Origin of the sequence: Streptococcus oralis, assembly GCF_023109315.1 — a bacterium.
Classification (GTDB): Bacteria; Bacillota; Bacilli; order Lactobacillales; family Streptococcaceae; genus Streptococcus; species Streptococcus oralis_BS.
Map to the genome: position 1 here is coordinate 24,880 of NZ_JALDUF010000002.1, position 21,715 is coordinate 46,594.

Below are 21,715 nucleotides of genomic sequence, written 5' to 3' on the forward strand. Positions count from 1 at the left end.
GGCGACTTAACGGACAGTCAAAGGAGAATTCATATGACACAAGATCTTACTACTGAAGCCCTTCGCAAAGATTTCCTTGCTGTTTTTGGTCAAGAAGCAGACCAAACTTTCTTTTCACCAGGACGCATCAATTTGATTGGTGAACACACAGACTACAACGGTGGGCACGTTTTTCCAGCCGCTATTTCCTTGGGAACTTATGGGGCGGCTCGCAAGCGTGACGACCAAGTCTTGCGTTTCTACTCAGCCAACTTTGAGGACAAGGGTATCATCGAAGTGCCTCTTGCTGACCTCAAATTTGAAAAAGAGCATAGCTGGACCAACTATCCAAAAGGGGTTCTTCATTTCTTGCAAGAAGCTGGGCACGTGATTGACAAAGGGTTTGATTTTTATGTTTATGGAAATATCCCAAATGGTGCAGGCTTGTCATCATCAGCATCCTTGGAACTTTTGACAGGGGTTGTGGCAGAGCATCTCTTTGGTTTAAAACTAGACCGTTTGGATTTGGTTAAAATCGGAAAACAAACAGAAAATAACTTTATAGGAGTCAACTCTGGTATCATGGACCAGTTTGCCATTGGTATGGGTGCTGACCAGCGTGCCATTTACCTGGATACCAATACGTTAGAATATGACTTGGTGCCACTTGATTTGAAGGACAATGTTGTTGTCATCATGAACACCAACAAACGCCGTGAACTAGCGGACTCTAAATACAATGAACGCCGTGCTGAGTGTGAAAAAGCAGTGGAAGAATTGCAAGCTGCCTTGGATATTCAGACCTTGGGTGAATTGGATGAGTGGGCTTTTGACCAATACAGCTATCTAATTAAAGACGAAAATCGTTTAAAACGTGCTCGCCATGCTGTGCTTGAAAACCAACGTACTCTTAAAGCTCAAGCAGCCCTTCAAGCAGGTGATTTGGAAACATTTGGTCGCTTGATGAATGCGTCACACGTTTCTCTTGAGCATGATTATGAAGTAACTGGCCTAGAATTGGACACACTTGTTCATACAGCTTGGGATCAAGAAGGTGTTCTCGGTGCTCGTATGACAGGGGCAGGATTTGGTGGCTGTGCCATTGCCTTGGTGCAAAAAGATGCTGTTGAGGCTTTTAAAGCAGCTGTTGGCAAGCACTACGAAGAAGTCGTTGGATATGCTCCAAGCTTCTATATCGCTGAAGTTGCAGGTGGCACTCGCGTTTTAGACTAGGAGAGAAGTAAATGGACGCTGTAATATTTGATTTAGATGGCTTATTAGCTGATACTGAGATCATTTCTCTAAAAGTTTATCAAGAATTGCTTAAAGATTTTGGAATTCCTTTCACAGAAGAAACATATTCTAGAGAATACAGTGGACATAGGGAAGAGGAGAATGTTCAACGATTTTTAGATACCTATGATTTACCTTGGAACTTTGACCAAACCTTGGAAAAAGTTTATGAACTGGAAGCTCGAATATTAGCCAAAGGTGTAAATTTAAAAAAAGGTGCTAAAAATTTGCTTGCTTTTTTGCAAAGAGAAGGTATTCCAATCGCTTTAGCAACTTCAAGTGTTGAATCTAGAGCTAGAATGATTTTGGATAGTAATGGGATACTGTCCTTATTTGACCATCTAGTTTTTGCAAAAGATGTAAAGCGAAGCAAACCTTACCCTGATATATTTTTAAAGGCCTGTAGTGATTTGAATGTTTTACCAGAGAATTGCTTAGTACTAGAGGATAGTGAAGCAGGGATTGAAGCAGCGTATAGAGCTGGGATACCAGTTATTTGTATTCCAGACTTAAAAATGCCAGCACAGTTTTTCTTAAATAAAACAGAACAAGTTTTTCAGGATTTAGATGCTGTCAGAGACTATTTAGAAAGTAAGAAGGAGAATCAATGAGTCAGGGAATTCTAGACGCATTTATCACGGAAGTCATTGCTGGAAGTTCATTTGAGGAAATGGATCGAATCTACCTAACCAATCGTGTTTTGGCTCGAGTGGGTGAAGGTGTTTTGGAAGTTGAGACTGATCTGGATGAGTTGATTGACCTCAAGGACCAGCTGGTCGAGGAAGCGGTTCGATTAGAGACGATTGAGGATAGTCAGACTGCGCGTGAAATCCTCGGTGCTGAACTGATGGACTTGGTAACCCCTTGTCCAAGTCAGGTCAATCGTGACTTCTGGGCAACCTATGCCCAATCTCCTGAGCAGGCAATTGCGGACTTCTATCAACTTAGCCAGAAAAATGACTACATCAAGCTCAAGGCCATTGCTAAAAATATTGCTTATCGTGTACCGTCTGATTACGGAGAGCTTGAGATTACCATCAACCTCTCTAAGCCTGAAAAGGATCCAAAGGAGATTGCGGCAGCCAAGTTGGTGCAAGCTAGCAATTATCCCCAGTGTCAGCTTTGTCTAGAGAATGAGGGCTATCATGGTCGGGTCAACCACCCAGCTCGCAGCAATCACCGCATTATCCGTTTTGAAATGGCGGGTCAGGAGTGGGGCTTCCAGTATTCGCCCTATGCTTATTTTAATGAGCACTGTATTTTCTTAGACGGTCAGCATCGTCCCATGGCCATTAGCCGTCAAAGCTTTGAGCGTCTGCTGGCTATCGTAGAGCAATTTCCGGGCTATTTTGCGGGTTCAAATGCCGACCTGCCAATCGTGGGAGGGTCTATTCTGACTCATGATCACTATCAGGGAGGCCGTCACGTATTTCCCATGGAATTGGCTCCCTTGCAAAAGACTTTCCGATTTACTGGTTTTGAGCAGGTCAAGGCTGGGATTGTCAAGTGGCCTATGTCAGTGCTACGTTTGACTTCGGATTCCAAAGAAGATTTGATCAACTTGGCTGATAAGATTTTGCAGGAATGGCGGCAATATTCAGACCCTGAAGTACAGATTTTGGCAGAGACAGACGGGACACCACACCATACCATTACCCCCATTGCCCGTAAACGCGATGGTCAGTTTGAGTTGGATTTGGTCTTGCGAGACAATCAGACATCGCCAGAGCATCCTGATGGCATCTATCATCCCCACAAGGATGTTCAACATATCAAGAAGGAAAATATCGGCTTGATTGAGGTCATGGGCTTGGCTATCTTGCCACCTCGTTTGAAAGCAGAAGTGGAGCAAGTCGCCAGCTATCTTGTAGGAGATGGTGAAGCAGTTGCAGACTATCATCAGGAATGGGCAGACCAGCTCAAAGCCCAACATCCAGATCTAGCAGATAAAGAAAAAGCCCTTGAAATCGTCAAGGACTCTGTGGGTGCTATCTTTGCGCGTGTTTTGGAGGACGCAGGGGTTTACAAGCAGACGAAACAAGGACAGGCAGCCTTTATGCGCTTTGTAGAACAGGTCGGAATTTTGCCAGACTAGGAGCTTTCTCCTTGCACAGTCCTATAAAAAGTAGTATCATAGTGTCGTTTGAAATATCAGGAGGAAACGATGAAAGATTTGCATTTTGACGCTATATCTGCCTTTGAAAATTACGAAATAGAAAAAATGAGAGATGGTCATGTTGTGGTGACGACAAAAGTAGTGGACTCGTCGCTCAACTACTATGGCAATGCCCATGGTGGCTATCTCTTTACCCTTTGTGACCAGATTAGTGGTCTAGTGGTTATCTCGCTGGGGCTTGATGGAGTGACGCTTCAGTCCTCTATCAACTACCTCAAGGCAGGAAAACGCGACGATGTGCTGACCATTAAAGGAGAATGTGTCCATCATGGACGCACAACCTGTGTGGTAGATGTTGATATCACCAATCAAGAAGGCAGAAATGTCTGCAAAGCAACCTTTACCATGTTTGTCACAGGACAAAGGTCAGAAGAAAGACAGGTAAGGATATAAAGATAAATGAGTAGGACAAATATAGCCTACTCATTTTAAATTTACAAGAGTAGTAAAATACCAAGCTAATGGTTATGTTTCTGTGGTATAATACTAAGTATGAATATTGAACAAACGAAAAAAATTATTCTACAACCATTCACTAAATGGACAGGCGGTAAACGACAATTATTACCTATCATAAAAGAACTTATGCCTGAAACGTATAATGATTATTATGAACCTTTTATCGGAGGGGGGGCATTATTTTTTGATATAGCTCCTGAAAGGGCTGTTATTAATGATTATAATTCTGAGTTAACCAACTGTTATCAACAAATCAAGGATAATCCTCAGGAGTTAATTGACTTATTGAAGTATCATCAGGAAAATAATTCAAAAGATTATTACTTACAATTACGCTCAGCTGATCGTGATGATAGAATAAACAATATGTCCGATGTCCAAAGAGCTGCTCGAATTCTATATATGCTAAGAGTCGATTTTAATGGGTTATATCGAGTGAATTCTAAAAATCAATTCAATGTACCATACGGTAGCTATAAGAATCCTAAAATTGTTGATGAAGAGCTAATATTTGCTATTTCAGATTATCTAAATAACAATCTAATAGAAATTAGAACGGGCGATTTTGAGGATGCGCTCTTAGATGTTCAAGAAGGAGATTTTATTTATTTCGATCCTCCGTATATACCATTATCTGATACAAGTGATTTTACATCGTACACTCATGAAGGTTTTTCTTATGATGATCAAGTTAGATTAAGAGATACATTTAGGAGACTAAGTGATGCAGGTGCTTATGTTATGTTGTCAAATTCATCGAGTCATTTAGTAGAGGAATTATATCGAGATTTTAATATCTATTATGTAGAAGTTACACGAACAAATGGAGCTAAGTCTTCAAGTCGAGGAAAAATTTCTGAAATTATAGTTACAAATTATGAAAATTAACGAATATAAGTATGGGGGTGTTTTAATGACAAAACCATACTATAATAAAGACAAAATGATTCTTGTTCATGCAGATACGTTTAAATTATTATCAAAAATGAAACCAGCGAGTATGGATATGATCTTTGCTGACCCACCATATTTTTTAAGTAATGGTGGAATATCTAATTCAGGGGGACAAGTTGTTTCTGTTGACAAAGGAGATTGGGATAAGATTTCTTCCTTTGAGGAAAAGCACGAATTCAATCGTAAATGGATACGTTTAGCAAAAGAAGTTTTGAAACCTAATGGGACTATATGGATTTCAGGGAGTCTGCATAATATTTACTCTGTTGGAATGGCATTAGAGCAAGAAGGTTTTAAAATTCTAAATAATATTACTTGGCAGAAAACAAACCCTGCACCCAATTTATCTTGTCGTTATTTTACTCATTCTACTGAAACTATTTTATGGGCAAGAAAAAACGATAAAAAAGCTCGCCATTATTATAATTACGATTTGATGAAAGAGCTGAATGATGGTAAACAAATGAAAGATGTTTGGACAGGAGCGTTGACGAAAAAAGCTGAAAAATGGGCTGGGAAGCATCCAACACAAAAACCAGAATATTTACTGGAACGTATTATTTTAGCATCTACTAAAGAAGGAGACTATATTTTAGATCCATTTGTTGGCAGTGGTACTACGGGTGTTGTTGCAAAGCGATTAGGTAGAAGATTTATAGGTATCGATGCTGAAAAAGAATATTTGAAGATAGCTAGAAGAAGATTAGAGGAGGAAAACTATGGCTAGAAAACCAAATAAACATGGAGGAGGAGCCAAAACGACCACTAATGGTTTGAAATTTGAAAGAGATACTGATTTTTCGGAATTAGTAGACTCCCTTCCAGGATATGAAGTTAAAGAAATAGATTTCAAAGATAGAAAAGCAACAAAAGGCTTTGAAGTTTTTAGAATTGGGGAAGAAGAAATCATTGGTAAAATTATGCCTCAATATAGATTTTATGATTTTTTGAAAGAATTGGGGATTAAGAATACCAATTCTAAACAATGGAAACCAGATGAAGTATTTATAAATTTTGAAAATCATACAGTTTATATAGTTGAGAAAAAATGGCAGGAAAGCGAAGGAAGCGTTGATGAAAAACTACTGGGCTTTGGCAATAAAAGACGTATTTATCAACGTTTGTTAGATAGTGTGCCAGAGGGTGAACCATTTTCTGTGCAATTCATATTTGTTGGAAATAAAAGTTTTTTTGGTCAAGATAAATATCGTGATACTTTTGAAATGTTACGAGGGGATGGCATCAAAATAATGCTTGATGAATACGACATGACATTTTTTGGTTTATTTTAATTACAAGGTGAATTATGGATTTTAATACTTACATTTCTTCATCATCAGAAGATAGATTACAAAATTTTTTAAATACTCTCTCAATTACCAACAGAACTCCTGAATATTATGTAAATTGGGAGAAAGTTGATCGTGAGACAAAGAAGTATGAACTAGAGTTGAATACTTTAAACTACTTAATTGGTAAAGATGATATCTATTCAGACGCATTATACCTATTCACTAAACAACCTAATTTGTTAAAAGCAATTCCTAGCTTGATTGCAAGTCGTGATAAAGTTTTAGATGTTTTAACAATAGATGAAAACGATAATATGTCTTTTGAGCAATTGGATTTCAAAACGATAGACACTAGTAGAATAGATGATTACATGAAATTTATTGAGCAATCTGGTTTATTAAATTTTTTACAACAACATGCTAATCGTTCATTAGTTGATTATGTTTATGGAGTAGAGACTGGATTAGATAGCAATGCACGAAAAAACCGAAGTGGAACAACCATGGAGGGGATTTTAGAGAGACATGTAGCAAAAATTTCTCAGGAACAAAAACTGGAATGGAAATCTCAAGCTACAGCCCAATTTATTAAGGATAAGTGGGGGATTAAAGTACCTGTTGATAAGTCTGAGAGAAGATTTGATGTTGCAGTTTATTCCCGAGAAAAACATAAGGTTTGGCTGATTGAAACGAATTACTATGGCGGAGGAGGAAGTAAATTAAAAGCGGTGGCTGGAGAATTTACTGAACTTAGTCAATTTGTTATTACCTCAGATGACGATGTTGAATTTGTTTGGGTTACTGATGGTAAAGGATGGAAAACAGCCCACTTACCACTAGCAGAAGCATTTAGCCATATTACGAATGTATTTAATTTAGAAATGTTAAGAGAAGGATTTTTAGCTGATTTATTTTTACAATGATTGTTCATTAGCTATATACAAAAAAGAGGCTCACACCTCTTTTTCTTATTTCTTTTTCCGATTTAATACTGCATTTAGGACAATGGCAAGTAGGCTGGCTACGACGATTCCGTTTGAGAAGAACATTTGGAAAGCTGTCGGCATGCTGACGAAGAGATTACTATTGTTGAGTCCGACACCTGCAGCGATGGAAACTGCTGCGATAAGGAAGTTGTGTTCATTGTTAGCAAAATCAACGCGGGCGAGGATTTGCATCCCTTGAAGGGAAACAAAACCAAACATCACCAGCATGGCACCACCGAGGACAGGACTCGGAATAATTTGAGCTAGGGCACCAAACTTAGGAAGGAGTCCAAGGAGGACTAGGAAACCAGCTGCGTAGTAGATTGGCAGACGGGTCTTGATACCTGATAATTTAACCAACCCAACGTTTTGTGAAAATCCTGTGTAAGGGAAGGTGTTAAAGATTCCTCCGAGAAGTACGGCCAGACCTTCTGCACGGTAACCGTTGCGAAGGCGCGTGCTGTCGATTGGATCATTGGTAATATCAGACAAGGCCAAGTAAACACCAGTGGACTCAACCATAGAAACCGTTGCGATGATACACATCATGACGATAGATGAGATTTCAAAGGTTGGCACCCCAAAGTAGAGGGGAGTTGGGACATGGACAAGTGGTGCTGCTGCAACAGGGGAGAAATCAACCAAGCCCATGGTAGCAGCAATGGCGGTTCCAACAACCAGACCAATCAAAATGGAGATAGACTTGATAAATCCTTTGGTAAAGATGTTGATCAAGAGGATGATTAGAACAGTGATGGCTGCAAGCAAGAGACTTTGACCAGTTGGCTCTGGAACATTATTTCCCATATTTCCAATAGCTACAGGAATCAGGGTCAATCCAATCGTGGTAATGACAGATCCTGTTACGATAGATGGGAAAAGATTGGCTACTTTTGAGAAAATGCCTGAAATCAGAACTACATAAATCCCAGAAACGATAAGGGCACCAAACATAGCACCGCTACCGTGACTTTGACCAATCATAATCAAAGGAGCGACGGATTGGAAGGCAACTCCGAGAACGACTGGTAGTCCAATCCCAAAGTATTTGTTGAGTTGGAGTTGGAGGAAGGTCGCCACCCCACACATGAAGATATCGGTAGAAATCAGGTAGGTCAATTGCTCAGCTGAATAGCCCAGAGCTGTCGCAATCATAATAGGAACTAGGATAGATCCTGAGTACATTGCGAGCAAGTGCTGCAAGCCAAGAACGGCTGCTTGCGAGTGTTTTTCTTGTTGTTGCATTAGAGATCTGCCTCCTTAAATACGACCTGACCGTTTTCAAAACGTTCCAAACGAGCGAGCGATAGGACGGGGTATCCTGCTTTTTCAAGCAAATTACGACCATCCTGGAAAGATTTTTCAATCACGATACCAATCGCTTCAACTTTTGCTCCAGCTTGTTCGATGATTTGGATCAAACCTTTGGCAGCTTGGCCATTAGCAAGGAAATCGTCAATAATCAAGACCTTGTCTTCTGGTGAGAGGAATTTTCCAGCGATGGAAACCGTGCTCGTCACCTGCTTGGTAAAGGAGTAAACCTCAGCAGTTAAGATGCCTTCGTTCATGGTGATGTTTTTAGCTTTTTTGGCGAAAATCATGGGAATGTTTAGGGCTTCAGCTGTAAAAACGGCTGGGGCAATACCTGACGCTTCAATAGTCACGACCTTGGTAATGCCAGCAGAAGAAAATTTTTCCGCAAATACCTTACCGATCTCTCGCATCAAGCTAAAATCAACTTGGTGGGTTAAAAAGGAATCCACCTTAAGGATGTTGTCACCCAAGATATGCCCATCCTGAAGGATGCGCTCTTCTAATAATTTCATAAGACCTCCTAAAGTCTAAAAGATGCTTCATTTACTTGTTTAGAGTTTCTAGCAAGAAATAGAAAAAGAACCTACTTAATCCCCTAAGTAAGTCCCCAAAATAGGCATGGTCAAAACCATACCTTCAGCTGACATACTCATTGTTAGGTGTTCCGGCACCTTGTAGAAACGTCGTGCCAATTCACGACATAAACAAGTAAAATGATACTATTATCAAACGCAATAGCGTTAATGTTATTATTTTACACTAAATAGCTTTAGAAATCAAATATTTTGTTAGCAAATAGATCATAAAAGCGAACGAATAAAAGGCTGCAACGCTAGAAAGTATTGTAGCCTTTTATTCTTCTATTCGCTAAATCTTAAAAAATAGCCATCAGGATCTAAAATCGCAAATTCATGAGGGTGAATAAAGCTATCTCCCACTCGAAATTCTCTTTTGGTCAGCGGACGATGGATAGGATAGTCAGCTTCCAGCAGTTTTTGGTGGAGCTGAGGGACATCTTCAATGCCAAAGGAAATATTGACACCGCGCCCGAAAGGATAGGTCAGTTGGGCTAATTCTTCTGTGCTGCCTTCTTCTAGCATAAGTTGGCAGTCTTCAAGCGATAGGAAGAGAAATTTCTCCTCTGGACGCTCGTATTCGATTCTAAAACCGAGTAAGTCGCAGTAGAAGGAACGGGACTGTTCTAAATCACTTACAACAAACTCGGGAATAACTGCATTGTAGTTCATAGTGAAAATCCTTAAAGTTCAATTTCCAATACAATCGGCGTATGATCTTGACGTGCGCCTGAGTCAATCATGTCAGACTTGGTCACCTTGTCAGCGACGCGATTGCTGGTGAGCCAGTAGTCGATTCTCCAGCCTGTATTGTTGATTTTAGAAGTCTTGCTGCGTTGTGCCCACCAAGTGTAACGTTCTGGGACATCGCCATGAATGTGGCGGAAGGTGTCAGTAAATCCAGTTGCCAAGAGGTTGGTAAATCCAGCACGTTCCTCGTTGGTAAATCCAGGCGAACGACGATTGCTGGCAGGATTTGCAAGGTCGATTTCCTTGTGGGCTACGTTGTAGTCTCCAGTCGCAAGGACTGGTTTTTTTTTGTCTAGTTGAGCCAAATACTCAGCATATTTGACATCCCAGACTTGGCGTTCTTCCAAGCGTTTGAGACCATCGCCAGCGTTTGGTGTGTAAACTTGGGTCACGAAAAATGTTTCAAATTCCAAGGTGATGATGCGGCCTTCCGAATCCATGGTAGAAGGAGCACCGATTTCTGGGAAGCTAATCGTTGGTGTGAGTTCTTTCTTATAAAGGAACATGGTTCCAGCGTAGCCTTTGCGAGCAGGTTCTTGAGAGGAACGCCAAGTGTTTTCATAGCCTGGAAAGAGTTCTTCAAGTACTTCTAGGTGTTTTTTTGTAGGCCCTTTTGCAGAAAGCTTGGTTTCCTGAATAGCGATAATATCAGCATTTTCGGCTACCAAGGTTTGTAGGACTTCTTGGGACAATTTTGCACGAGCTGAGTCGCTCGTTAGGGCTGCATTGAGGGAATCGATATTCCATGAGATGAGTTTCATAATGTTACCTTTTTCATTCAGATTACAGACTATATTATACCAAAAAAAGGCGCATTTCCCCAACGTATGGTTTGAAAAATCACCCTCTTTCGTTTATAATTAAGAATGATTTTATGAAAGGGAGTGAAAATACATGAAATTCTATTCTTACGACTATGTACTCAGCCAAATCAGTCAGCAAAATGGCATCATGATTGGCTTTGGGATTGTGCTCCTAGCTATCACAGGATTTTTTGCTTTTAAAGCCTATCGAGATAAAAAGGGGACTAAGTTTCGGGAATTGGTCATGATTTTGGCCTTGACCTTGGTAGCCATGCTTTTGGTAACAATCTCAAAATACCAGACCAATCAAGCCTCTAACAACCAATTTCAAACTTCCCTTCATTTCATAGAGGTTGTTTCCAAAGACTTGGGAGTGGATAAATCAGAAGTTTATGTCAATACTTCTGCAGCCACTGATGGAGCACTTATCAAGGTAGGTTCAAATTTCTATCGTGCCATGAACGGGAGCCAACCAGACAAGTATCTTTTAGAGAAATTAGAATTGCATCAAACAGACGCTATTGAATTGGTGGAGGTAAACAAATGACACTCAATTATATGGAAATTTTAATCAAACTGGCCTTGGGTCTTTTCTCTCTTGTTTTTGTTATTAATGTGACAGGAAAGGGGAATCTAGCACCTAACTCTGCTACAGACCAAATTCAGAACTATGTTCTTGGTGGTATCATCGGTGGGGTGATTTACAATAGTTCAATCAGCATTCTGCAGTACGCAGTGATTTTGATGATGTGGACGATTTTGGTCTTGACCCTCAAGTGGCTCAATAACAATGTTCGTTTTGTCAAACGCTTGATTGATGGAAAACCAACTCTCCTTATCAAAAATGGGCAGATTGACCCAGAAGCCTGTCGTTCAGTTGGTTTGTCTGCAGCAGAAGTTGCTCTCAAACTTCGTAGCCAAGGAATTTTCCAGATGAAACAGGTCAAACGAGCTGTGCATGAGCAAAATGGCCAACTCATCGTGGTCCAAATGGGAGATGAAAATCCTAAGTATCCAGTTGTGACTGACGGTGTGATCCAAGTCGATGTTTTGGAATATATTGACCGTAGCGAAGAGTGGTTGCTTGATAATCTCAGCAAACAAGGGCATGACAATGTGGCCAATATCTTTATCGCTGAGTACGACAAGGGTGTCGTCTCAGTCGTAACATATGAATAAGAAAAACCTGAGGTCTTGTACTCTTCAAAAATCAAATTCAAACTGCGTCAACGTCGCCTTGCCGTATGTAGGTTACTGACTTCGTCAGTTCTATCTACAACCTCAAAGCAGTGCTATGAGCAGCCTGCGGCTAGTTTGATCTTTGATTTTCATTGAGTCTTGGCCTCAGGTTTCCATTTGCAATCAGAAAGGGATTTTATGTCCATTATTCAAAAACTCTGGTGGTTTTTCAAGTTGGAAAAGCGCCGTTATTTAGTCGGGATTGTGGCCTTGATCTTGGTTTCCGTCCTCAATCTCATTCCTCCCATGGTTATGGGACGGGTGATTGACGCCATCACTGGGGGACAATTAACCCAGCAGGCCCTCCTTCTTAATCTATTTTATCTACTGCTTGCAGCCTTTGGGATGTACTATCTGCGCTATGTTTGGCGCATGTATATTCTTGGAACTTCCTATCGTTTGGGGCAGATTATGCGATCTCGCTTGTTTGAGCATTTCACAAAAATGTCGCCAGCCTTTTATCAGACCTATCGAACGGGGGACTTGATGGCACATGCCACCAATGATATCAACGCCTTAACCCGTTTAGCAGGTGGAGGTGTTATGTCTGCGGTGGATGCTTCTATCACGGCACTGGTGACTTTGCTGACCATGCTTCTTAGCATTTCATGGCAGATGACCTTGGTTGCCATTCTTCCCTTGCCTTTCATGGCTTATGCGACTAGTCGTCTAGGGAGAAAGACCCACAAGGCCTTTGGCGAGTCACAGGCAGCCTTTTCCGAACTTAATAACAAGGTGCAGGAGTCTGTATCAGGTATCAAGGTGACCAAGTCATTCGGTTATCAGGCGGACGAGTTGAAGTCCTTTCAGGAAGTCAATGAATTGACCTTCCAAAAGAACCTCCAAACCATGAAATACGATAGTCTCTTTGACCCCATGGTTCTCTTGTTTGTTGGTTCGTCCTATGTTTTAACCCTCTTGGTCGGCTCTTTGATGGTTCAGAAAGGGCAAATCACGGTTGGGAATCTGGTTACCTTTATCAGCTACTTGGATATGTTGGTCTGGCCTCTTATGGCCATTGGCTTCCTCTTTAATATCACTCAGCGAGGCAAGGTTTCTTACCAACGGATTGAGGAACTTTTATCTCAGGAATCACCTGTAAAAGATCCTGAATGTCCTCTGGACGGTATTGAAAATGGACGCTTGGAGTACGATATTGATAGTTTTGCCTTTGAAAATGAGGAAACACTGACGGATATTCACTTTAGTTTGGAAAAAGGGGAAACTCTTGGCTTGGTCGGACAGACAGGCTCTGGGAAAACATCCTTGATCAAGCTTCTCTTGCGAGAATACGATGTGGATAAGGGAGCTATTTACCTAAACGGTCACGATATTCGGGACTATCGTCTGACAGACCTTCGTAGTCTCATGGGCTATGTTCCTCAGGACCAGTTCCTCTTTGCGACTTCGATTTTAGACAATATCCGCTTTGGAAATCCTGACCTGCCTTTATCAGAAGTCGAGGAAGCGACTAAGTTAGCCCAAGTTTACCAAGATATTGTAGATATGCCTCAGGGATTTGATACGTTGATTGGTGAAAAAGGAGTCAGTCTTTCAGGTGGGCAAAAGCAGCGCCTAGCCATGAGTCGAGCTATGATTCTAGACCCTGATATCTTAATTTTAGATGATTCCCTGTCCGCCGTGGATGCTAAGACGGAGTATGCGATTATTGACAATCTCAAGGAGACGCGGAGGGATAAGACAACCATTATCACAGCACATCGTCTCAGTGCAGTTGTCCATGCAGATTTGATTTTAGTTCTGCAAAATGGACAGATTATCGAACGAGGTACGCACGAAGACCTGCTAGCTCTAGATGGCTGGTATGCCCAAACCTACCAGTCTCAGCAGTTGGAAATGAAAGGAGAAGAAGATGCAGAATAAACAAGAACAATGGACTGTATTGAAGCGCTTGATGTCCTATCTCAAGCCCTATGGTCTCCTCACCTTTTTGGCACTCAGTTTTCTCCTTGCGACGACGGTCATTAAAAGTGTCATTCCCCTTGTAGCTTCCCACTTTATCGACCAGTACCTCAGTAATCTTAATCAACTGGCCGTGACCGTTTTGCTGGCCTACTATGGCCTTTATCTCCTACAAACTCTAGTTCAGTATGTCGGGAATCTTCTCTTTGCGCGGGTATCCTACAGTATTGTTAGAGATATTCGTCGCGATGCCTTTGCCAATATGGAGAAACTGGGCATGTCTTATTTTGACAAGACGCCAGCAGGCTCCATCGTTTCTCGTTTGACCAATGATACCGAGACCATCAGTGATATGTTTTCAGGGATTTTATCCAGCTTTATTTCAGCAGTTTTCATCTTTCTGACAACTCTCTATACCATGTTGGTGCTGGATTTTCGTTTGACAGCTTTAGTCTTGCTCTTTCTTCCCTTGATTTTCCTTTTGGTCAATCTCTATCGGAAAAAATCAGTGAAAATCATCGAAAAAACCAGAAGTCTCTTGTCGGATATCAATAGTAAGTTGGCAGAGAATATCGAGGGAATCAGGATTATCCAGGACTTTAATCAAGAGAAGCGCCTGCAGGCAGAATTTGATGAAATCAACCAAGAACACTTGGCCTATGCCAACCGTTCTGTAGCCTTGGATGCCCTCTTCTTGCGCCCTGCCATGAGTTTGCTGAAACTGCTAGGATATGCCGTTTTGATGGCTTACTTTGGTTACCGTGGTCTTTCTATCGGGATAACGGCCGGAACCATGTATGCCTTCATCCAGTATATCAACCGCCTTTTTGATCCCTTGATTGAGGTGACGCAAAACTTTTCAACCCTTCAAACGTCCATGGTGTCTGCAGGCCGTGTCTTTGCCTTGATTGACGAAACGACCTATGAGCCTCTTCAAGAAGATGGACCAGCCAAAGTCCAAGAAGGCAATATCCGTTTTGAACATGTGTGTTTCTCATATGATGGCAAACATCCGATTCTGGATGATATTTCCTTTTCAGTTAACAAGGGCGAAACCATTGCCTTTGTAGGTCATACAGGTTCGGGGAAATCTTCGATTATCAATGTCCTCATGCGTTTTTATGAATTTCAGTCAGGCCACGTTCTCTTGGATGATGTGGATATCAGGAACTACAGTCAGGAAGAGCTGAGAAAAAACATCGGTTTGGTCTTACAGGATCCCTTCCTCTATCACGGGACTATCAAGTCCAATATCGCCATGTACCAAGATCTTAGTGATGATCAGGTCCAGGCTGCAGCTGCCTTTGTCGATGCAGATTCCTTTATTCAGGACCTTCCGCAGGGTTATGATGCACCTGTTTCTGAGCGTGGTTCGAGCTTTTCTACTGGCCAACGCCAGCTTCTTGCCTTTGCTAGAACTGTCGCCAGTCAGCCTAAAATCCTGATTTTGGATGAAGCGACAGCCAATATTGACTCTGAAACAGAAAGTTTGGTTCAAGATTCCCTAGCTAAGATGAGACAGGGTCGGACGACCATTGCTATTGCTCATCGCCTTTCGACCATCCAAGACGCCAACTGCATCTACGTCTTGGACAAGGGGCGTATCATCGAGAGTGGAACCCATGAGGAACTCTTGGCCTTGGGAGGAACCTATCACAAAATGTATAGCTTGCAGGCTGGGGCCATGTCCTAATACTCTTTGAAAATCTCTTCAAACCATGTCAGCTTTATCTGCAACCTCAAAGCTGTACTTTGATTTTCATTGAGCACCAGAAGGAAATTCTTCAAATCACAGATTTCTTGCACCGCCTTTTCCATTTTGTGGTATAATGAAAAATGTTGACAAATAGTATAATAAAAACAAAGGAGAAACAGCATGCTGAAATGGGAAGACCTACCCGTGGAAATGCAATCAAGCGAGGTTAAGTCTTACTACCAGCTTGTCTCTAAAAGGAAAGGTTCGCTGGTTTTCAAGCGTTGCCTGGACTGGGTTCTGGCCCTGTTTTTGCTACTTTTGACCTCTCCCGTCTTTCTTGTCTTGAGCATTTGGATCAAGTTGGATAGCAAGGGACCTGTCATTTACAAGCAAGAGCGCGTGACCCAGTATAATCGTCGGTTCAAGATTTGGAAGTTCCGTACTATGGTAACGGATGCGGATAAAAAAGGAAGTCTGGTGACTTCTGCTAACGATAGTCGCATTACCAAGGTTGGAAATTTCATCCGCCGTGTGCGTTTGGACGAACTACCTCAGCTGGTCAATGTCCTTAAAGGCGAAATGTCCTTTGTAGGGACCCGTCCTGAAGTGCCACGTTACACAGAGCAGTATAGTCCTGAAATGATGGCGACCTTGCTCTTGCCAGCAGGAATCACCTCTCCAGCCAGTATCAACTACAAGGATGAGGACACCATCATCAGTCAGATGACAGAGAAAGGTCTGTCGGTTGACCAGGCCTATGTCGAACATGTCCTTCCTGAAAAGATGCGCTATAATCTCGCCTATCTCCGAGAGTTTAGTTTCCTTGGAGACATCAAAATCATGTTTCAAACCGTGTTTGAAGTACTAAAATAAAGTAGTCATGAGAAAATGAGTACAGATAAAAGGAGCAAATCAATGCCAAATTACAATATTCCATTTTCACCTCCCGATATTACCGAAGCTGAAATTGCTGAAGTAGCGGATACCCTTCGTTCTGGTTGGATCACAACAGGTCCGAAGACAAAAGAACTGGAGCGCCGCTTGTCTCAATACACACAGACACCTAAGACTGTCTGCCTCAACTCTGCGACAGCCGCTCTTGAGTTGATTTTGCGTGTTTTGGAAGTGGGACCTGGGGATGAAGTCATCGTTCCAGCTATGACTTATACAGCTTCATGTAGTGTTATCACACACGTAGGAGCGACACCTGTCATGGTGGATATTCAAGCAGATACGTTTGAGATGGACTATGACTTGCTTGAGCAAGCCATCACTGAAAAGACTAAGGTGATTATTCCGGTTGAGCTTGCAGGGATTGTTTGCGACTATGATCGTTTGCTCCAAGTGGTGGAGAAGAAACGGGACCTCTTTACAGCTGCTAGCAAGTGGCAAAAAGCCTTTAACCGTATCGTAATTGTCTCAGATAGTGCCCATGCTTTGGGATCTACTTATAAAGGACAACCAGCTGGATCTATCGCTGACTTTACTTCCTTCTCATTCCACGCCGTTAAGAACTTTACAACGGCTGAGGGAGGAAGTGCGACTTGGAAAGCCAATCCAGCGATTGATGACGAAGAGATGTACAAGGAGTTCCAAATCCTTTCCCTTCACGGTCAAACAAAGGATGCTCTTGCCAAGATGCAATTGGGTTCATGGGAGTACGATATCGTCACACCAGCCTACAAGTGCAATATGACCGATATCATGGCTTCGATTGGTTTGGTACAATTGGACCGTTACCCAGCTTTGCTAGAACGTCGTAAGGACATCGTGGACCGCTATGATCGTGGTTTTGCAGGTTCTCGCATCCGTCCATTGGCACACAAGACTGATAGTGTCGAATCTTCACGCCACCTCTACATCACCCATGTAGAAGGAGCAAGTTTAGAAGAACGCAACCACATCATCCAAGAATTGGCCAAAGCAGGAATTGCAAGTAATGTACACTATAAACCGCTTCCTCTCCTGACAGCCTATAAGAATCTTGGTTTCGATATGGCAGATTATCCAAGAGCCTATGCCTTCTTTGAAAATGAAATTACGCTTCCTCTTCATACAAAATTAAGCGATGAAGAAGTTGATTACATCGTTCAGACTTTGGTGAGAATTTCTGAAGAAATCCTCGGTTCTGGAAAAAAATAATAAAAAATCTTGACAAAAAGCGGACAATAGCATATAATATTCTCAACAAATCAGAAAAGTAACTATTTTTGATCTTCAGGGAGCCTGTGGTGATTGTGAACAGGTGGTTGGAAGTAGTGAAAGTGGGCTGATTTTAAAAATGAATTTGAAACAATGAAAATTCGGTGCGCACACCTTACAGTGCAACTTGTTGTTAGACAAGGCAGAGATGTAAAGGGGAATAGTCCCTTTATAATTGAGGTGGCACCGCGTTACCAACGCCCTCACATGGAAGTAGATTCTGTGTGTGGGCTTTTTTCTTTCGGTCATTTTGTTTATCTTTTATTAGGGCGTTAAGTCGCTTTGATGAACTTGAGTTCTATCTGCAGCTCCTTGCCTACTACTAAAAGCAAACAAAAAGCCGAATTAATATGGAAAGAGGAAAAATTTATGACAACTAAAGGTTATTTTGGACAATTTGGTGGTAGTTTTGTACCGGAGCCGATTCAGGCTTTGTTGGATGAGTTGGAAATGACATTTGACAAATACAAGGATGATCCAGAGTTTTTGGCAGAATTTCGCCATTACTTGAAGGATTATTCAGGTCGTGAAACACCGCTTTATTTTGCGGAAAGTTTGACAGATCACTTAGGTGGCGCTAAGATTTATCTCAAGCGCGAAGATCTTAACCACCTTGGTTCTCACAAACTTAACAACGTTTTAGGACAAATTCTTCTTGCCAAACGTATGGGCAAAAAACGAGTGATTGCGGAAACAGGAGCTGGTCAGCACGGTGTTGCGACAGCAGCAGCTGCAGCTAAGTTTGGTATGGCTTGTGATGTCTACATGGGGGCAGAAGATGTGGAGCGTCAACGTCTCAATGTTTTCCGCATGGAGATGATGGGAGCAACTGTTCACGCGGTTGAAACGGGGACACGAACTCTCAAGGATGCGGTCGATGCAGCCTTTGGAGCATGGATGAATGACCTTGAAGCCTTCTATGTTTTGGGATCGGCTGTGGGACCTCACCCTTATCCTACTATTGTCCATGAGTTTCAAAAGGTCATCAGTGAAGAATCTCGTCGTCAAATCTTGGAAAAAGAAGGCCGTTTACCAGACTACGTCATTGCCTGTGTAGGTGGTGGTTCCAATGCTATCGGTGCTTTTTCACAGTATGTGGCTGATGAAGAAGTCAAATTGGTTGGGGTCGAAGCTGCCGGTCACGGACTTGACACAGACAAGCATGCAGCCACTATGACAAAGGGTAGTGTCGGAATTGTCGATGGTATGAAGACCTATGCAGTCTTTAAGGAAGACGGAGAGCTGGCGCCAGTTTACTCTATCTCAGCTGGTTTGGACTATCCAGGGGTTGGCCCAGAACACGCCTACTTTAAAGATTCAGGTCGCGTGGAATATGTGGCAGCGACAGACGAAGAAGCTGTTCAAGCCTTGCTCCTTCTTAGTAAGACAGAAGGGATTATCCCAGCGATTGAAAGTTCGCATGCTATCGCAGAAGCGGTTAAACGTGCACCGAAACTAAGTAAAGATGACATTATCATCATCAATGTCTCTGGTCGTGGAGACAAGGACGTAGCTGCCATTGCAGACTACCTAGAAGCTAAGAAATAAGAGATGGAAAAATTACAGTACTTTCTTTCCCAGAGAGCTTGTGGTTGCTGGAAACAAGCAGAGAAAGCTGTAAGGTTGGGTCCATCTGAAACGAGAGAAGAAAACATAATTCTCAAGGGAGTGCCCTTTATCGCACAGCCTGTTACAGGAAAGTTCTGAGACAGGAATGAGAGATAGGAGAAATCCTATAATTGAGGTGGCACCGCGAATTTCGTCCTCACGCAAGTTATTTTGCGTGGGGATTTTTATATATTTATCGTAGATATGGTCATCAGTTTTAAATTATGCTTCATCAATAGATAGATTTCTATAAAATATTTGCAAACGAAGTGAGCATTGAAACGCTATTTCCCGCCATAGTGGTATTCTAGAGAAGTAAAGATGCTTCTCTAGAACGGAATTTTTGAGAGTAAAATAGTTCGGGGAACTATTTTAGCTTGAGCCTAGAAATGAATGAGCGAGGAGCTCGAAAATTAGGTCTTTCATTTTATGGTTTTCTAAAATCATCCACTGGATAATTTTACCTCCCGTCCGCACTATTTAAGGGAAATAGAAAAAAGACAAAAAATTAAAAATAAGAAACTGAAAGGGAAATTACAATGGAACGAATCATTCATGGAGATGTCTTATCACCAATCTTGGCTTATATGCGCCTAAAGGGGCAACACAAGGTGATCTTAGAAAGTATTCCGAGAGACAAGGAAACCGCTCGTTTTTCTATCCTAGCCTATAATCCTGTTTTTGAGATTCAGTTTGAAAATGGAGTCCTCTATCAAAATGGGCAAGTGATTGATCGGGATCCTTTGGATTTCCTTTATGATGTGACTCATAAGAGCCAGCACCATTCAGACCTCCCTTTTGGTGGGGGAGCTATTGGCTTTGTCGGTTACGATATGATTTCTCTTTATGAAGAAATTTGCCAAATCCCTGAGGATACCATTGGGACGCCAGACATGCATTTCTTTGTCTATGAGAGTTATATGGTCTTTGACCATAAGAAGGAAAAAATCCATGTCATTGAGGATGCTCTATATAGCGATCGCAGTCAAGAGGATTTGGAAAAAGCCTTGAACCAAGTGCTTGAGGAATTACGCATCCCTGCTTCAAATGAATTTGAAGATTTGGATTTATCACCGCTGGACTTCAAGCCCCACATCGCTTCTCAGAAGTTTGAGCAAATGGTGGAAACAGCTCGTGACTTGATTCGCAATGGAGACATGTTCCAATGCGTACTCAGTCAGCGCTTCTCAGCAGAGGTTACTGGTAATCCATTTGACTTTTACAGAAATCTTCGCGTGACCAATCCATCTAATTATCTCTATTTCTATGATTTTGGGGATTATCAAATCATCGGTGCCAGTCCAGAAAGTTTGGTTTCAGTTAAAAATGGCATCGTGACAACTAATCCGATTGCAGGTACGCGACCAAGAGGGGCTACGGATGAAGAGGACAAGGCCTTGGCGACAGACCTGCTTTCTGATGAGAAGGAAACAGCAGAACATCGGATGTTGGTAGACTTGGGGCGTAACGATATTGGTCGCATCTCTGAAACAGCCAGTGTCCAAGTTACCAAGTATATGGAAGTGGAGCTTTTCCGCTATGTCATGCATTTGACCAGCGTGGTGAAAGGGCGTTTGCTTCCAGAATTAACAGCCATGGATGCTTTGAAATCTACACTTCCAGCTGGAACAGTTTCAGGAGCACCAAAGATTCGGGCCATGAGACGCATCTATGAACTAGAAACGGAAAAACGAGGCGTATATGCAGGAGCAATCGGCTACTTGTCTGCGACGGGTGATATGGACTTCGCCATTGCCATCCGAACTATGATTCTCAAAAATCAAACAGCTTATGTGCAGGCTGGGGCAGGGATTGTCTACGACTCTATCGCAAAAAACGAATACCAAGAAACCATTAACAAGGCAAAATCAATGACTAGAATTGGAGAACTAAGACCATGATTTTATTGATTGACAACTATGATTCTTTTACCTATAACTTGGCGCAATACATCGGGAATTTTGCAGAAGTGCAGGTCTTGAGAAATGATGATCCCAAGCTGTATGAAGAAGCTGAAAAAGCAGATGGTCTGGTCTTTTCTCCTGGTCCTGGTTGGCCAGTTGATGCTGGAAAGATGGAAGATATGATTCGTGACTTTGCAGGTAAGAAGCCAATTCTAGGGATCTGTTTGGGTCACCAAGCTATCGCAGAAGTCTTTGGTGGGAAGCTAGGTTTAGCTCCAAAAGTCATGCATGGGAAACAGAGCCATATTAGCTTTGAAGCGCCATCTGTTCTCTATCAAGGCATTGAGGATGGTCGTCCAGTCATGCGCTATCACAGCATTTTGATTGAAGAAATGCCAGAAGGCTTTGAAGTGACAGCTCGTTCGACTGATGACCAGGCTATTATGGGAATTCAACACAAAAGCCTGCCGATTTATGGCTTCCAGTACCATCCAGAAAGTATCGGAACGCCAGATGGCTTGTCTTCTATTCGGAATTTTATCGAGAAGGTTGTAAAGTGAGG

21 protein-coding genes, 1 riboswitch and 2 other annotated features are annotated in these 21,715 nt (G+C 42.0%); of the genes, 17 read left to right on the forward strand and 4 right to left on the reverse strand.

The annotated features are described in order from the left end of the window. The first annotated feature begins 33 nt into the window (after positions 1-33). From M1F74_RS02800 to M1F74_RS02835, 8 genes are all read left to right on the forward strand, one after another. Positions 34-1,212 (forward strand): galactokinase, encoded by a 1,179-nt coding sequence (locus M1F74_RS02800; protein WP_247946231.1) that lies wholly within the window; start codon positions 34-36, stop codon positions 1,210-1,212. An 11-nt stretch (positions 1,213-1,223) separates the two neighbouring features. Further along, entirely contained in the window at positions 1,224-1,883 is a 660-nt protein-coding gene (locus tag M1F74_RS02805) for an HAD family hydrolase (protein ID WP_247946232.1), read from the forward strand. Then, complete coding sequence (locus tag M1F74_RS02810) at positions 1,880-3,367, forward strand: UDP-glucose--hexose-1-phosphate uridylyltransferase (protein ID WP_247946233.1); 1,488 nt, start codon at positions 1,880-1,882, stop codon at positions 3,365-3,367. The genes M1F74_RS02805 and M1F74_RS02810 overlap by 4 nt, the downstream gene beginning before the upstream one ends. A 69-nt stretch (positions 3,368-3,436) precedes the next feature. Beyond that, positions 3,437-3,841, forward strand: coding sequence for a PaaI family thioesterase (locus tag M1F74_RS02815; protein WP_057489289.1), 405 nt, complete (start codon positions 3,437-3,439; stop codon positions 3,839-3,841). 99 nt (positions 3,842-3,940) lie between these two features. Then, on the forward strand, positions 3,941-4,795 hold the full coding sequence (locus M1F74_RS02820) for a DNA adenine methylase (RefSeq protein ID WP_247946234.1): 855 nt from the start codon (positions 3,941-3,943) through the stop codon (positions 4,793-4,795). A 25-nt stretch (positions 4,796-4,820) separates the two neighbouring features. Then, positions 4,821-5,588 (forward strand): DNA-methyltransferase, encoded by a 768-nt coding sequence (locus tag M1F74_RS02825; RefSeq protein WP_049520473.1) that lies wholly within the window; start codon positions 4,821-4,823, stop codon positions 5,586-5,588. Beyond that, a complete protein-coding gene (locus M1F74_RS02830; RefSeq protein ID WP_049520394.1) occupies positions 5,581-6,153 on the forward strand; it encodes a PD-(D/E)XK nuclease superfamily protein in 573 nt (190 codons plus the stop codon). Before M1F74_RS02825 ends, M1F74_RS02830 begins: the two co-directional genes overlap by 8 nt. A gap of 14 nt (positions 6,154-6,167) precedes the next feature. Further along, a complete protein-coding gene (locus M1F74_RS02835) occupies positions 6,168-7,076 on the forward strand; it encodes a type II restriction endonuclease (protein ID WP_247946235.1) in 909 nt (302 codons plus the stop codon). Positions 7,077-7,121: 45 nt separating this feature from the next. Here the strand turns inward: M1F74_RS02835 and M1F74_RS02840 are convergent, their stop codons facing one another. The 4 genes from M1F74_RS02840 to M1F74_RS02855 all read right to left on the reverse strand — a co-directional run bounded on the left by M1F74_RS02840 (position 7,122) and on the right by M1F74_RS02855 (position 10,539). Next, positions 7,122-8,384, reverse strand: a complete 1,263-nt coding sequence (locus M1F74_RS02840; protein WP_247946236.1) for a nucleobase:cation symporter-2 family protein — start codon at positions 8,382-8,384, stop codon at positions 7,122-7,124. Then, a complete protein-coding gene (locus tag M1F74_RS02845; RefSeq protein ID WP_000770431.1) occupies positions 8,384-8,965 on the reverse strand; it encodes a xanthine phosphoribosyltransferase in 582 nt (193 codons plus the stop codon). Before M1F74_RS02845 ends, M1F74_RS02840 begins: the two co-directional genes overlap by 1 nt. A gap of 120 nt (positions 8,966-9,085) precedes the next feature. Continuing rightward, a riboswitch (purine riboswitch) is annotated at positions 9,086-9,181 on the reverse strand. A gap of 132 nt (positions 9,182-9,313) precedes the next feature. After that, positions 9,314-9,700, reverse strand: coding sequence for a bleomycin resistance protein (locus M1F74_RS02850; protein ID WP_247946237.1), 387 nt, complete (start codon positions 9,698-9,700; stop codon positions 9,314-9,316). An 11-nt stretch (positions 9,701-9,711) separates the two neighbouring features. Continuing rightward, positions 9,712-10,539 carry an exodeoxyribonuclease III gene (locus M1F74_RS02855; protein WP_247946238.1) on the reverse strand — a complete coding sequence of 276 codons (828 nt, stop codon included), beginning with the start codon at positions 10,537-10,539 and terminating at the stop codon, positions 9,712-9,714. Between the two features lie 133 nt (positions 10,540-10,672). On the opposite strand from M1F74_RS02855, the gene M1F74_RS02860 reads away from it, so the two are divergent. The 9 genes from M1F74_RS02860 to M1F74_RS02900 all read left to right on the forward strand — a co-directional run bounded on the left by M1F74_RS02860 (position 10,673) and on the right by M1F74_RS02900 (position 21,713). Next, on the forward strand, positions 10,673-11,128 hold the full coding sequence (locus M1F74_RS02860; protein WP_000675329.1) for a DUF3290 family protein: 456 nt from the start codon (positions 10,673-10,675) through the stop codon (positions 11,126-11,128). After that, positions 11,125-11,760 carry a DUF421 domain-containing protein gene (locus tag M1F74_RS02865; RefSeq protein ID WP_033606255.1) on the forward strand — a complete coding sequence of 212 codons (636 nt, stop codon included), beginning with the start codon at positions 11,125-11,127 and terminating at the stop codon, positions 11,758-11,760. The genes M1F74_RS02860 and M1F74_RS02865 overlap by 4 nt, the downstream gene beginning before the upstream one ends. A 198-nt stretch (positions 11,761-11,958) precedes the next feature. After that, the gene (locus M1F74_RS02870; protein WP_247946239.1) at positions 11,959-13,704 is read left to right on the forward strand and encodes an ABC transporter ATP-binding protein; all 1,746 of its coding nucleotides are present in this window, start codon (positions 11,959-11,961) and stop codon (positions 13,702-13,704) included. Continuing rightward, positions 13,694-15,436, forward strand: a complete 1,743-nt coding sequence (locus M1F74_RS02875; RefSeq protein ID WP_247946240.1) for an ABC transporter ATP-binding protein — start codon at positions 13,694-13,696, stop codon at positions 15,434-15,436. The genes M1F74_RS02870 and M1F74_RS02875 overlap by 11 nt, the downstream gene beginning before the upstream one ends. Positions 15,437-15,619: 183 nt before the next feature. Next, a complete protein-coding gene (locus tag M1F74_RS02880) occupies positions 15,620-16,312 on the forward strand; it encodes a sugar transferase (protein ID WP_000922231.1) in 693 nt (230 codons plus the stop codon). Between the two features lie 42 nt (positions 16,313-16,354). Beyond that, complete coding sequence (locus tag M1F74_RS02885) at positions 16,355-17,581, forward strand: DegT/DnrJ/EryC1/StrS family aminotransferase (RefSeq protein ID WP_001134529.1); 1,227 nt, start codon at positions 16,355-16,357, stop codon at positions 17,579-17,581. 42 nt (positions 17,582-17,623) lie between these two features. Continuing rightward, positions 17,624-17,849, forward strand: a binding site (T-box leader). Positions 17,850-18,010: 161 nt separating this feature from the next. Next, entirely contained in the window at positions 18,011-19,189 is a 1,179-nt protein-coding gene (gene trpB, locus M1F74_RS02890; protein WP_045616748.1) for a tryptophan synthase subunit beta, read from the forward strand. Then, positions 19,186-19,411 (forward strand) — a binding site (T-box leader). It overlaps the preceding gene by 4 nt. Before the next feature lie 377 nt (positions 19,412-19,788). Next, a complete protein-coding gene (gene trpE, locus M1F74_RS02895; RefSeq protein WP_045616749.1) occupies positions 19,789-21,150 on the forward strand; it encodes an anthranilate synthase component I in 1,362 nt (453 codons plus the stop codon). Continuing rightward, the gene (locus M1F74_RS02900; protein WP_000601900.1) at positions 21,147-21,713 is read left to right on the forward strand and encodes an aminodeoxychorismate/anthranilate synthase component II; all 567 of its coding nucleotides are present in this window, start codon (positions 21,147-21,149) and stop codon (positions 21,711-21,713) included. The genes trpE and M1F74_RS02900 overlap by 4 nt, the downstream gene beginning before the upstream one ends. The last annotated feature ends 2 nt before the right edge of the window (positions 21,714-21,715 follow it).

What these genes read in the sequence shown, in the direction of transcription:
- M1F74_RS02800 (WP_247946231.1), top strand. Translation starts at nt 34, where the DNA reads ATGACACAAGATCTTACTACTGAAGCCCTTCGCAAAGATTTCCTTGCT.
- M1F74_RS02805 (WP_247946232.1), top strand. Translation starts at nt 1,224, where the DNA reads ATGGACGCTGTAATATTTGATTTAGATGGCTTATTAGCTGATACTGAG.
- M1F74_RS02810 (WP_247946233.1), top strand. Translation starts at nt 1,880, where the DNA reads ATGAGTCAGGGAATTCTAGACGCATTTATCACGGAAGTCATTGCTGGA.
- M1F74_RS02815 (WP_057489289.1), top strand. Translation starts at nt 3,437, where the DNA reads ATGAAAGATTTGCATTTTGACGCTATATCTGCCTTTGAAAATTACGAA.
- M1F74_RS02820 (WP_247946234.1), top strand. Translation starts at nt 3,941, where the DNA reads ATGAATATTGAACAAACGAAAAAAATTATTCTACAACCATTCACTAAA.
- M1F74_RS02825 (WP_049520473.1), top strand. Translation starts at nt 4,821, where the DNA reads ATGACAAAACCATACTATAATAAAGACAAAATGATTCTTGTTCATGCA.
- M1F74_RS02830 (WP_049520394.1), top strand. Translation starts at nt 5,581, where the DNA reads ATGGCTAGAAAACCAAATAAACATGGAGGAGGAGCCAAAACGACCACT.
- M1F74_RS02835 (WP_247946235.1), top strand. Translation starts at nt 6,168, where the DNA reads ATGGATTTTAATACTTACATTTCTTCATCATCAGAAGATAGATTACAA.
- M1F74_RS02840 (WP_247946236.1), bottom strand. Translation starts at nt 8,384, where the DNA reads ATGCAACAACAAGAAAAACACTCGCAAGCAGCCGTTCTTGGCTTGCAG.
- M1F74_RS02845 (WP_000770431.1), bottom strand. Translation starts at nt 8,965, where the DNA reads ATGAAATTATTAGAAGAGCGCATCCTTCAGGATGGGCATATCTTGGGT.
- M1F74_RS02850 (WP_247946237.1), bottom strand. Translation starts at nt 9,700, where the DNA reads ATGAACTACAATGCAGTTATTCCCGAGTTTGTTGTAAGTGATTTAGAA.
- M1F74_RS02855 (WP_247946238.1), bottom strand. Translation starts at nt 10,539, where the DNA reads ATGAAACTCATCTCATGGAATATCGATTCCCTCAATGCAGCCCTAACG.
- M1F74_RS02860 (WP_000675329.1), top strand. Translation starts at nt 10,673, where the DNA reads ATGAAATTCTATTCTTACGACTATGTACTCAGCCAAATCAGTCAGCAA.
- M1F74_RS02865 (WP_033606255.1), top strand. Translation starts at nt 11,125, where the DNA reads ATGACACTCAATTATATGGAAATTTTAATCAAACTGGCCTTGGGTCTT.
- M1F74_RS02870 (WP_247946239.1), top strand. Translation starts at nt 11,959, where the DNA reads ATGTCCATTATTCAAAAACTCTGGTGGTTTTTCAAGTTGGAAAAGCGC.
- M1F74_RS02875 (WP_247946240.1), top strand. Translation starts at nt 13,694, where the DNA reads ATGCAGAATAAACAAGAACAATGGACTGTATTGAAGCGCTTGATGTCC.
- M1F74_RS02880 (WP_000922231.1), top strand. Translation starts at nt 15,620, where the DNA reads ATGCTGAAATGGGAAGACCTACCCGTGGAAATGCAATCAAGCGAGGTT.
- M1F74_RS02885 (WP_001134529.1), top strand. Translation starts at nt 16,355, where the DNA reads ATGCCAAATTACAATATTCCATTTTCACCTCCCGATATTACCGAAGCT.
- trpB (WP_045616748.1), top strand. Translation starts at nt 18,011, where the DNA reads ATGACAACTAAAGGTTATTTTGGACAATTTGGTGGTAGTTTTGTACCG.
- trpE (WP_045616749.1), top strand. Translation starts at nt 19,789, where the DNA reads ATGGAACGAATCATTCATGGAGATGTCTTATCACCAATCTTGGCTTAT.
- M1F74_RS02900 (WP_000601900.1), top strand. Translation starts at nt 21,147, where the DNA reads ATGATTTTATTGATTGACAACTATGATTCTTTTACCTATAACTTGGCG.